Here is an 11,411-nt window from a genome sequence, read left to right as displayed (position 1 = left end):
GGCAGGAGGCCTTCGTCAGGCGTTCGCATGGTCGCGACGACCTTCCAGCCCTGTTCGAGAAAGTGCTTTGCGATGTCGAGGCCGAAGCCCGATGAGCAGCCGGTAATGAGAACGTTTTTCATGCTTGGATATTTCCTTTTCGATTTATCATGCGCGAGCATAGACGGGCGCAATCAGACGATCTATGGTTCAAAGTCCNNTTAAGTTTAGCAAGCGTCCAGAAATGATTGATCCATTTGCCGAAGTCGTTGCCCTGTTGCAGCCGAGCCTGCCCTTTTCCAAGGTTGCCAGCGGATCGGGAAGCTGGCGCGTTGAGAATATGGCTAAGGGAGAGGCGCTATTCTGGGTCATTCTAGAGGGAACCGTTCGACTATCGGTGGATGGTGGTGAACCGATAGAATTAGAGAAAAACGACTTTGTCCTCATTCCGGCTACCAACCATTTCGTCGCGTCGGGAGGCGGCGAGTGTGGCGGCGAAATGAGCCTTCAGGATNCGGTCACAAAACGNCCGGACGAGACCNGGCACGGCGATCCNGACGGCCCGCCGAACGCGCGTATGCTNGTAGGTCGGTTGGCGTTCGGCTCGCCGGACGCCAACCTTCTGGTTTCTCTTCTNCCGCGCCTGATACATGTNCGGGGAGANGAGCGTTTCGCGGCACTGGTGANCTTCGTCAGAAGCGAGGCCCAGCATGATCGACCNGCNNGGGATATGGTTCTTCAACGNCTGNTGGAGGTTCTCCTCATCGAAGCACTTCGCTCNTCTTCCGGCACCGACGTGTCATCCGGTTTGATGCGGGGACTAGCCGACGACCGACTAGCCGTTGCAATCCGGCGGATGCATGCGGATCCACGACAACATTGGACCGTTGAACAACTGGCCCGCGAAGCCGGACTCTCCCGGTCGGTATTCTTCGAACGATTCAAGAAGCTCGTAGGCATCGCGCCGATGGAATACCTTTCGGACTGGAGAATCGCACTGGCAAAGAGCATCTTGCAGCGTGGCATAGGCGGCCTGGAGGCGGTCGCCGATCGTGTTGGGTATAGCTCCGCCAGCGCTTTCAGCGTGGCGTTCGCGCGCAGCGTCGGAATGCCGCCAATGCAATACGCGCGTCAAAGTAGTGCGAAAGCGTGAACACTGAGTGCAGTGTGGAAAAGCCGCAAAGGACCGGTTTGGGCCACTACGCGCCCAAGGCGGAAGTAAAACTGAATAAGGACCGTTTTGGATATTCCTGCTCCAAAGCGGAAGTTGTTGATGCATCTACAAATTGAAGCGTGCACGGCCACAAAGCCGTTTCACGTCGCCTCCATGTCATAAAGACGCCACCCTTTCAAATGGACATAGGTTCCAACTTTTGACCCTTCAAAATTTTGCGCTTGCGTGCGGGCTACATTTGTAGTTAGCTACATTTGTAGCTCAAAGGTGTCGTCATGCTTGCACAATTGTCTCAAATCCCACCTCGCGAACGACAGGTCGTTGATCTCCTTTACCAGCGGGGCTCGTGCACGGTCGCTGAAATTTGCGATGCGTTACCCGATCGTCTGACCGCATCAGCCGTACGTGCGATGCTGAAACGCCTTGAGTCCAAAGGCTTTGTGGGTCGCAAGGAGAGTGAACGGGGATTCGTTTATTCGCCTACCTTACCGGATAGCCAGGCCCGCCGTGCGGCGCTCACCCAGGTGGTGCAGACCTTTTTCAACGGCTCGCCGATCGGCGCGGCGAGTGCGCTGCTTGGAATGACGCAGCGTTTGAAGCCCAGTGAACTGGACGAGATCGAGAGCATGCTCGCTAGGGCGCGCCAAGCGGCCAAAGACGGAGAGTAACTATGTTCCTTCTCCTGGCCGTTAAGTCGATTTTGGTCGCGCTGGCAACCTTGGTGGTGTTGCGCATGATGAAGCCCCGGTCCGCAGCCGAACGTTCGACGGTCATCCACCTGGGTTTGCTGGCCTTACTGGTTTTGCCGGTTATGACGATAACATTGCCGGCTCTATCACTACCCATACCAAATACTGTATCTGGCAACCTTACCGCTCCGGTCAGCACCATGGCCCGCGTCCTGTTACCTCAATCGCTCCAGACACTCGCAGGGGACGCAGGCGCGCCGCAATCCGGGGCAAGCTGGTTGATTGGCATCATGCCGCATCTTTACTGGCTTCCAACCTTGGTATTGCTGGTGTTCACCGTGATTGCACTGGCGCGTCTTATCGCCCTGAGGACCCGGGCAGACGTTGTTCTTGATCCGGTGTGGCTAAGCGCACTTGCGCATGCTCAGAAGCGTATGAACGTCAAGACTGGCACAGCACTGCTTGCAAGCAAGCATGTTGACTCTCCTGTTAGTTGGGGGCTGATGCACCCCACCATATTGCTCGACGCGCCCGCAGCTTACGACTCCTCTCATGCGAAAGCGATCGTCGCGCATGAAATGGCCCATATCGTCCATCTCGACTGGATGAAACTGATCCTGGCACGCATTGTCACCACCCTGTTCTGGTTTAATCCGCTAGTGTGGCTGCTGGCGCGTGAAGCCCACCAATTGCGCGAGGAGGCAGCCGACGATATGGCAATCGCAGCCGGTATCGGCGGACTGGAGTATGCAGAGTTGCTGGTGAGCGTGACCCGGCTTCAAAATGATCGCCCAGCCTTTGGCGCGCATGGCATGGCATCGGCGAAAAGTGTCCTGCATCGGCGTGTAACTCGCATCCTTGCCGCCAATCTGCAACGCGGTGCGTCCGGCAAGCTGTGGATCGCAGTCTGCGCCATCACCATGTTGTGCCTTGCTGGTCCGTTGTCTCTCGTAAGTGTCGCACCGAGCGTGGCGGGCCCCGCTGTGAAGAGCGCGGTGACAATGGCATCTTCTGACATGTTATCGTATTCTGCACCGCCTTTAGAACCAGTCGGCGGGGTGCGCGCGTCACGTGCCGGAGCTGAGCACATAGAAACGTCTAGGGTTTCAGAACAAGCTGAAACGATTGATGCCGATGCCCTGGTGGAGATGCGCGCCGCCGGCGTCACATCCGCTTACAAGCGCGCAATGGCGGATGCCGGTTTCCCTGACCTGACAGTGGATCAGCTCACTGGCACCCATTTTTCCGGCATTACCCCCGAATATGCTCAGGCCATGCGCAAGGTTGGTATGCCCGCCAACTTCGACGACCTTATGAGCGCGCGACAAATAGGTGTGGAACCTGATTATATAACGACCATGCGTGGGCTGGGCATAACGGGATCGTTCGCGGATTTCCGGACGCTCTGGTCACTTGAAATCACACCGGACGTTGTTCGTAACCTGAAAGCGCGCGGCGTCGTGGTGAACTCTCCCCGCCAATTATTGGCTCTCCACGCCGTTGGCGGAGATCGCGAGCCCTAGCCGCCGCTTCAAGTCCGGCCATCCGCGTCACGGCCAGACGTCTTTTCCAGAAGGCGAATGGTTTCCTATGCCTGCCCCACCATCTATTTTCTACGGGCCTTTTTTGTCCTGCTGACCTTTCTTGGCTTTATTCCTGAAGGAGTTCCAATGCGACCGTTCCTGTTGCTTATCGCCCTGCTGCTTGTACCGGGCGCCGCCTCTGCCGATTCCAACTTCACGCGGATCAATGCGCCCGGAAAATATGCCGTCGGACTGCATATCATTGAGCAATATGATTTTTCTCGCGGCTATCTCGGGAATGCCGACCTGTATACCGGGAAGCCGATACGCGGCGAGCGCGCACGCCCCATCCAGACCCTGATCTGGTATCCAGCTCAAAAGGGAACGGGACGCGCCATGAGCGCCGGCGACTATCTGCGGCTCGGCGGCACGAGCGACTATTTTCCGCACTCAGCCGCCGAACGGTCGCGACTGGAGACAGGTTACGTGGACTTGGAAACTGGCGGACTCACGCCCGACAGAATCAAAGCCGAACTCAGCGCAAGCATGCTCGCCCGTCGCGACGGCACCGAGCATTCGGGCAAGTATCCTGTCATTATCTATGCGCCAAGTTATCAGGCGCCGGCTTTTGAAAATGCGGATCTATGTGAATATCTAGCCAGCCAGGGTTATATCGTCATCGCCAGTCCCAGCACAGGCCCAACCCCAGAAGGTATGAAAGATACCCTTGAAGGTGTTGAAGCTCAGGTGGGTGATATTCAGTTCCTCATCGGCTATGCACACACACTGGCTCAGGCAGATACCGATCACCTCGCCGTTATGGGGTACAGTTGGGGCGGATTGGCCAACGTGATGGCTGCCGCCAAGGACACACGCATTGCCGCGCTCGTATCGCTAGATGGATCTGTGCGGTACTATCCTGATGTTGTCGATCAGTCGCGGTATTTGACACCGGAGCGCGTGAGTGTCCCTCTGCTCTATATCGCTGCCACACCCAAGCAGGTTGAAGAGCTGACTGCCGATGTGAACAAGGATCGGAGCTTTCTGAACAAGATCAAGTATGCCGACCTGTATCGGGTGACGCTCGCACCCTATGTCCACGCCAATTTCTCGGTCATGCTTGGCCAGCGCTTTCTGAGTGATGGCGCATATGGCAATTATAACAAGGATGAGCTTTCCGTAGCGAATGGCTGGCTCGAAACCTATGCTCTTAGATTTCTGGACGGATATTTAAAGGGCGATGCAACAGGCCGAGCTTTCCTTGACGTCCCGGCGGCGCAGACCGGTGCGCCCCCTCACCTGCTAACCGTTTACAAAACCAAGGGACAGGGCCAGCCCGCTACACGGGCAGCGTTTGCCGAAGAGCTGGGGCAAAAGGGATTTGAACAGGCCACGACCGTATACCGGGCATTCCAACAGCGCAATCCAAGCTTTGTCCTCAACGATGATGACCTGATTAGCTGGGGCTATCAGTTACTGGGCAACGGCAACACAGAATTGGCAACCTATATCTTTCGATTCAATACCGAAATACACCCGGAAAGCTGGAATGCCTTTGACAGTCTGGGAGAGGCCTACGCGAAGAATAACAAAAAGCAGTTGGCGATCGACGCTTACGAAATGTCGCTTAAGCTTAATCCCCACAATATCAATGCGGTCGGACGCCTGAAGGCCCTTGGCGTCAGCCCTTAGTCTGACCTCATTCGGCTACGAACACAGGGGTATAAGCGTCGAAATAATATGTCTCTGGTTCGTAGCCTCTCCTCCCCTCCCGCGAATGATGCCACGTAAAAGCTATCAAGTTTGGCATCTGTGCGCCCAAGGCGGAAGTTTGGGCTTGATATCCAACCCGCGCCTGAAACCGGACAATGTGCAATCCAAGTAATTACCAATCGCGGCTTGAGGCGAACGGCGTTACCTGTTAGCGTTTATGATACTCCGGAGCTTCGCTATGCCACCTAGCCCGTCACCAGCTATCGTCTGTCGCCGCGCGTTTATAAGTGGCGCGGTCGCCAGTTTGGCCACACTTAGCGTTTCAGGACAGGCCAAGCCGGCCTTTGCGGCACCTGAAGTCGATATGCTGGCCATTCAGGTGGTGGTCGATGCCGCGACTTTCGGGCCTTTTCTTGACGATATCGATCGGCCAGGCCTGCACGTCGATCGCCACGTCGGCGCTGCGCCGGTCACCGCCGATGGCCACATGTCCAAAAAGGCCCTGTGGGGTGAATTCGGCCTGTCGCTGCTGGCGTCTTCGAAAATGGGCGATGAGACCCGTCGCATCCTGATTGATTTCGGTTATACGCCCGAGGCTTTGGCCAATAACGTGGCTCTGCTGGGCATCGACCCGGACCAGATAGACGCCACGGTGCTCAGCCACGGCCACCTCGATCACTATGGAGGTTTTCCGGGCCTGTTCGCCAATGCCCCGGCCAGGGCGCGCCACATTCCATTTGTCGTCGGCGGCGAAGAAGCCTTCTGTAATCGCATCGCAATGACGGCTAAACCGCCGCTGATCATGGGCGCTTTGGACCGGACGGCCCTGGCTCAAGCCGGGTTCGCTGTCGAGATACGGCCAGAGCCTTCGGTCGTGGCCGGCCAAGCGTTTACCACCGGCATCATCCCATTGCAGACGACCGAACGCGCCGCCATCCCGACCGCCATGCGGCCGGGCGAAGGCTGCAAGGTGACGGATCTGTCCGAGGCCAAACGACTGGCCGAGCAGGCAGCCGACGACGGTGAACACGAACTGGCCACCTGCTACAATGTCAAAGGTCTGGGCCTGGTCGTCATTGTGTCGTGCGGCCACCGCGGCGTGCTCAATTCGATCCGCCGGGCGCAGGCTATTTCCGGTGTGCAAAAAATCCACGCCGTGGTCGGCGGCTTCCATCTTGTCAAGCCGCGCACAGAAGCCGAGGCGAAGGCGACGGCTGCCGCCATGGTGGAGATCGCCCCCGACTATATCATCCCTATGCACTGCACCGGCGAGGTATTCATCACCGAAGCCACGCGCCTGATGCCGGACAAAGTCATTCGGCCTTTTGTAGGTAACCGTCTGATCTTTGCTGCTTAAGCGCTTTCTGGGGCCAGTCTGACTATCTCGACAAATTACGAAGCAAGCGAATGTAACATCTGGCACTTTTCATTCCTCGAATTTGACGACTACGTCTCAACTCGCTTTTCTAAAACCATGACTTCCCTGGCAATAAGAAGGCGGGACGTTCTATAGAAAACCTTGATTTTCTGACAATTGGCTTGAGGTGGTTAGCAACCATGTTCTGAGGACAGCCCACAGTGCTGCTATGATCGAAGACAAAAACAACAAAACGCCGACGTCCGGGTAGAACATATAGACTGCCGTCAAATTCACACCGCTAAATTCAGGCACCATAAATGCCAGAAAATAGCCCAATCCAATCAGCGCCAAAGATGGAACGATAGCCAAAATCATTTTTACAAAGGCAGAATGGCGACTTGCCTTGCCTTTGGTTTTAAGCAAGTTTCTGATTGAAAGCGCGCTGCTCAGCAACAGCAAGACGGTAAGACCGAACGTACCCCACAAGCGCAAAAGGCTGACGCTGGCCGGTGCTATGTCCTCGGCTGGAAGTCCCAAAGCGTAACTGACTGTGCCGCCCACAAGGTTTCCCTCAAGACTGCCGGACATGTTGGTCAGGATAAGAACACCTTGCCGGGTTTGCGGACTATAAGCCACCCTGGAGTAAAATCCTGGATTTAGCCCTCCATGGAAAATCAAGTTTTGATCTCCGAATGTGCCGAATTCCCAGCCAAATTCGTAACCGCCCCTACGATCCTTTGAAAGCGCTTTGGAGAGTGACGCAGGTATGATACGCGGATCATGCTCAAATACGGCAACGAGATAGGTCGCCAGATCTTCGGCGCTCGCAGTGATACCGCCGGGACCAGCCATCATTCTGCCAGCTACAAAGTCGCGTTCAACCATGTGGCCAAACCATTGTGTGTGCCCGACCGCCGGACGCAACGATCCCGGTTTCGCGATCTGCACAAACGAATTCTTCATTCCCAACCTGGAGAAAATGCGGCCCTCTACCGCATCCTCATAAGACCGCTTGTCCACGGTCTCGATCAAATGCGCAAGGAGTGCGTAGTTCGCGTTGGAATATTCGAAATGCTCGCCTGGCGTTGCGCGCAGTGTTGCGACTTTCAGCTTTGCGGCTACACGTGTCATCGCATCTCGCCCTCGGTAGGTTGTCGATTGACTGCGATTTCCGTCCAGGGTCGATATTCCACTGCGATGATTCAAAAGCTGACGGATGGTAATCAAATCCGAAAGGGCCTTGTCACTTGTTCTGAACGACACGAGGTACTTAGAGATCGGATCATCAAGCGACAATCGCCCTTCATCTGCGAGTTGCAAAACGATCAACGCGGCGAACGATTTGCTAACTGAGCCGAGTTGAAAAGGCGTTTGAGGCGTCACGAGCGTACCTGCGTCATCTGCGCGCCCCAGCCCCTTCACATGGGTTATCTTGCCATCGGAAAACAGCGCAACCGCCGCTCCCGGGACATGAAGTTTTTTCATTCCACTTTCGACATAAACGTCCAGTTGCTGAGGTGACGGCAATGGAGGCTCCGGGGTCTTCGCTGAAGCATTACCGCTCATCAGCGTCCCGCCGAGGGCCAACAAAACCATCAGGCTGAACATCGCCACCGAAACTGCTCTTGTCACGTCGCTAACTCCTTTTATTGATCTTCGTGGCTTGAATTGGAGCCCGACGGCGTGTCAACCTCTCCTTCGCGAATGGGGTAGTTCTCTTCGCGAACGGAGCGTGGCATGACGGCGGCAATAGTGATCAAACATTTGATGACCTTCAGGCTGGGTCGTTCGGGCGTGATCGAACTGGTTGGACTAGTGCTATTTGGGCTTTTCCTGGCCACGATCGCGCCATTCGGTACGGCGGCGGCGCCAGGTGCATTCCGCCATCTCTATTGGCAGTTGGCAGTGATTGGCGGCGGGCTGATTGCCGCATCAATCGAGCCGATTTTCGCGCGCCGATTTACAGGGAACCCCCTGCTCTTCGTCCTCGCCCAGTTGGCGGCCATGACGCCTGCGATAGCTGTTTGGGTTTCGCTGTTGCCGGTGTTCATCTTCGGCGAACCCGTCTCGACAGGGCGCATCCTCCAACTTCTTCCGGATGTCCTGTCGATCAATATTGCCGTTTTGGTCTTGACCTGGCTGGCGCGGAAGGCCCTAAATCCGAGCAAGGCGCTGCGGACCGCGCCAGAGGTTTTCGCTCCCCTCGCCATTCGCCGCAAACTTCCGCCGCGGTTAGCGAGGGCGCGTCTGATCGCAGTTGAGGCAGAGGATCACTATCTGTGTATCCGCACCGAGGCCGGATCGGCCCTGGTGGCGATGCGGCTGGGGGACGCGCTGGACGCGCTGTCGCCACTCGATGGCTTTCGCACTCACCGATCATGGTGGGTCGCACGAACCGCCGTCCAAGCCGTACGTTGGAAGGGCGGCCGCGGCACCCTGGCCCTGTCGGATGGATCGTCTGCACCGGTAAGTCGCACCTATGCCGCTGGCTTGAAGGACACCGATTGGGCTGCGACAGTCGCCCAGCTCGATCCGTCCGTTTCGGATCACCTGCAATAACAGTTTCGTGGCCATAACCCACCTTCGCCTTCGCGCCCGATGCGGACGTTCACATTTTGTCGTAAATCCTAAAAGCAGATATCACCGAACGGGTCTTGTCTACTTCGCCCAAGCGCTGGCAGCCCCCATTTTTTTACACTAGAAGGAGGAGGTATTTGATTTTTGGCTTGGCAACCTGACAGATGGCGACGGATGAACGCACCTTGAGAATATATAGCGGTACACCGGAGTCGGCGGCGATGGCCAAAAGGGTCCAGACCGCGATGATATTAACGGCAAAGCTCAACCGATTGACATACGCGGATGCGAGCGAAATTCGAGCCTTATTCGCGGAAATTATTGGCAGGCCCGTCGACGAAAGTTTTTTCTTGATACCGCCATTTTACACAACTGGTGGCTCCGATATTAGGGTCGGCCGGAATGTCTTCGTAAACCAAAATTGCACTTTCTATGATCTCGGCGGACTGGACATTGGTGACAATGTTATGATCGGGCCGAACGTTAGCTTGATCACATCAAGTCATCCTATCGAGTCCTCGAAACGGCGGGACGGCGTAATAGCAAAGCCAATTAAGATTGAGCAAAATGTTTGGATTGGTGCCGGCGCAACTGTCATAGGCGGGGTAACAGTCGGCGAAAATTCCGTTGTTGCAGCGGCATCGGTTGTTACGAAAGACGTGCCGAGAAATACGTTAGTTGGCGGAAATCCCGCGCGAGTTATTCGTTCCATTGCTGAGAGTTAGACGTCCTCCTCGCGCCCGAAGCGGAAATGTATCAACCTGATATCGATTTGCGATTTCCCCCAAAAGCGGAAGCCTAAATTAATCAGCGGCACGCGGATCATAAACATCTCCTGAGGGCCACCACAGATTTGGGGCCCGAGTAGGCTGATCTGTCCCAGGTGTGAGTTTCACTGTAGTGCCGCACCAGTCCCATCTCCCGTCTACGGCAGCCCCTGCTTCATAAACCTTCATAGGATCGGAGATGTCGTATTTAGCCTCAGCAACGAAACGCGCGCTTACTTTGCCGTCCTTGTCAACTCTACGTTCGACCATTCTATAATCGTGCCCCCTAAGTTCGTTTTCGAGAACTTTCATGGACTGACGAGCTGCCATTGCTTCAGCCCAGCATTTCGCCCATGGGCCGAGCTCCGGTGCATCAAGCCCGCGAATGTGAATGGCGACGCCGTCGATAACAACAGTATCACCGTCGAGCACCTTGTCGAAGTGAGTTGTTGGCTGGTCAGGCAATACTATCGTATCATCCCACCCCCTGGTCACCGCCATCCTGTAGGCAACCGCCGCTATAAGAAGATGGGTAGTAGCAAGCGTGATAATGACAAATGGATTGATTTTCATACTTTGCCCCCCCGAACATGCTCAACGGCATTCTTCGAAAGTCGACCACGGCTGAATCAAAAGGTCAATGACACGCCGCCGGGGACGTTCTATTCTTCAACGCGCCCTTTGCGGTCATTCTTATTTTCGCCGGGCTCGCTGCCCGAGAGCGGAAGCGTTTACTGTTACGAGAGCGAAATCATATTTCCAGGACTACTCCGAAGGGCGAGCGTTTTAGCGAGCTCTCCCGCATGGCGAATTGCCGAACTTCAGTGCTTTTTCGATGGCCAGTGTTGCGCCGCATGTAAGACACGCAGAATTCGGATTGTGTCACCAGCTATGTCGTAGATCAGGATATAATTTGGGTGAACCACCAGCTCTCTGGTGCCTGAAACACGCCCTGCCCGCCCCAGCATGGAATGCTTTATAAGGTCGGCGGCGCGCTTCTCAAACAGTTCGTCCATATTCAAGGCAGCAACCGGGTCGTCATCCTCGATACGGGTGTAGATTTCGCTGCGATCAATTCGAGCTTCAAGCGTCCATGCAGTTTTCACGAAGCGGTCCGACCCAGCTTACGGCGTGTTTCAGCTCGCCTGGCGGCAAATTCCGCCTCAACGTCTTCAGAGGGAATGAGGTTCCCTGCATTAGCAGAATCAAGACCAACTTGCACTTGCAGCCGAAACCATGCGTCATATTCAGCTTCGTCTTGTTGGCGTCTCACATAGTCCCTCATAAAGCTACGCAACAATTGCGCACCTGTTTGATCATGTGCCTTTGCGGCTTCGCTAAACGCGGATTTCAAATTGTCTTCAACCCGGAAAGTGAACGTGGCTTCACCCATACATACCTCCATGTGTTACGCGGTAACTCCACCGTAGCACAAAATGTACCGTGAAGGTAGTCCGGCCACTCCTTTTTCGGGGGGTGGACCTGTCGATCCTNAACCAAGGGATTAGAGACAACGTCTTAGAGATTTTTTCACAGAAAGGCCGGTCAAAGCCTGCATTGTGAGCGGTCAAAAAGGCTTCTGAAGTCCGCCAACGTCGCGTAAACGGCATGGACAAGAAGGGAAGGTAG

12 protein-coding genes are annotated in these 11,411 nt (G+C 55.5%); 7 read left to right on the top strand and 5 right to left on the bottom strand.

The window, feature by feature from the left end; translation table 11 throughout:
• Positions 1–122, bottom strand: a 122-nt coding sequence (locus B060_RS26920; RefSeq protein ID WP_081607009.1) for an SDR family NAD(P)-dependent oxidoreductase, incomplete at its 3' end; no start/stop codon positions are given.
• 62 nt (positions 123–184) lie between these two features.
• On the opposite strand from B060_RS26920, the gene B060_RS0122840 reads away from it, so the two are divergent.
• The 5 genes from B060_RS0122840 to B060_RS0122820 all read left to right on the top strand — a co-directional run bounded on the left by B060_RS0122840 (position 185) and on the right by B060_RS0122820 (position 6,435).
• Positions 185–1,132 carry an AraC family transcriptional regulator gene (locus B060_RS0122840; RefSeq protein ID WP_425304010.1) on the top strand — a complete coding sequence of 316 codons (948 nt, stop codon included), beginning with the start codon at positions 185–187 and terminating at the stop codon, positions 1,130–1,132.
• A gap of 296 nt (positions 1,133–1,428) precedes the next feature.
• On the top strand, positions 1,429–1,821 hold the full coding sequence (locus B060_RS0122835; RefSeq protein ID WP_018084119.1) for a BlaI/MecI/CopY family transcriptional regulator: 393 nt from the start codon (positions 1,429–1,431) through the stop codon (positions 1,819–1,821).
• Positions 1,822–1,823: 2 nt separating this feature from the next.
• The gene (locus B060_RS0122830) at positions 1,824–3,365 is read left to right on the top strand and encodes a M56 family metallopeptidase (RefSeq protein ID WP_018084118.1); all 1,542 of its coding nucleotides are present in this window, start codon (positions 1,824–1,826) and stop codon (positions 3,363–3,365) included.
• Positions 3,366–3,422: 57 nt separating this feature from the next.
• Positions 3,423–5,057 carry a dienelactone hydrolase family protein gene (locus B060_RS0122825; RefSeq protein ID WP_018084117.1) on the top strand — a complete coding sequence of 545 codons (1,635 nt, stop codon included), beginning with the start codon at positions 3,423–3,425 and terminating at the stop codon, positions 5,055–5,057.
• A gap of 259 nt (positions 5,058–5,316) precedes the next feature.
• Positions 5,317–6,435 carry an MBL fold metallo-hydrolase gene (locus tag B060_RS0122820; protein WP_031221537.1) on the top strand — a complete coding sequence of 373 codons (1,119 nt, stop codon included), beginning with the start codon at positions 5,317–5,319 and terminating at the stop codon, positions 6,433–6,435.
• A 150-nt stretch (positions 6,436–6,585) separates the two neighbouring features.
• Here the strand turns inward: B060_RS0122820 and B060_RS0122815 are convergent, their stop codons facing one another.
• Positions 6,586–8,070 carry a serine hydrolase domain-containing protein gene (locus B060_RS0122815; protein ID WP_155847980.1) on the bottom strand — a complete coding sequence of 495 codons (1,485 nt, stop codon included), beginning with the start codon at positions 8,068–8,070 and terminating at the stop codon, positions 6,586–6,588.
• A gap of 105 nt (positions 8,071–8,175) precedes the next feature.
• On the opposite strand from B060_RS0122815, the gene B060_RS25745 reads away from it, so the two are divergent.
• Positions 8,176–8,997: a LytTR family DNA-binding domain-containing protein gene (locus B060_RS25745; protein WP_081607008.1), complete on the top strand. Its 822-nt coding sequence runs from the start codon at positions 8,176–8,178 to the stop codon at positions 8,995–8,997.
• A 182-nt stretch (positions 8,998–9,179) separates the two neighbouring features.
• A complete protein-coding gene (locus tag B060_RS0122805; protein WP_018084113.1) occupies positions 9,180–9,740 on the top strand; it encodes a sugar O-acetyltransferase in 561 nt (186 codons plus the stop codon).
• Positions 9,741–9,818: 78 nt separating this feature from the next.
• Here the strand turns inward: B060_RS0122805 and B060_RS0122795 are convergent, their stop codons facing one another.
• From B060_RS0122795 to B060_RS0122785, 3 genes are all read right to left on the bottom strand, one after another.
• On the bottom strand, positions 9,819–10,355 hold the full coding sequence (locus B060_RS0122795) for a hypothetical protein (RefSeq protein WP_018084111.1): 537 nt from the start codon (positions 10,353–10,355) through the stop codon (positions 9,819–9,821).
• 248 nt (positions 10,356–10,603) lie between these two features.
• Positions 10,604–10,888, bottom strand: a complete 285-nt coding sequence (locus tag B060_RS0122790; protein WP_018083426.1) for a type II toxin-antitoxin system RelE/ParE family toxin — start codon at positions 10,886–10,888, stop codon at positions 10,604–10,606.
• Entirely contained in the window at positions 10,885–11,175 is a 291-nt protein-coding gene (locus B060_RS0122785) for a CopG family ribbon-helix-helix protein (RefSeq protein WP_018083425.1), read from the bottom strand. Before B060_RS0122785 ends, B060_RS0122790 begins: the two co-directional genes overlap by 4 nt.
• Positions 11,176–11,411: the final 236 nt, after the last annotated feature.

Source organism: Asticcacaulis benevestitus DSM 16100 = ATCC BAA-896 (assembly GCF_000376105.1).
Classification (GTDB): domain Bacteria; phylum Pseudomonadota; class Alphaproteobacteria; order Caulobacterales; family Caulobacteraceae; genus Asticcacaulis; species Asticcacaulis benevestitus.
The sequence above is the reverse complement of the archived record's forward strand: the minus strand, read 5'-3'. Positions and strand labels throughout refer to the sequence as shown.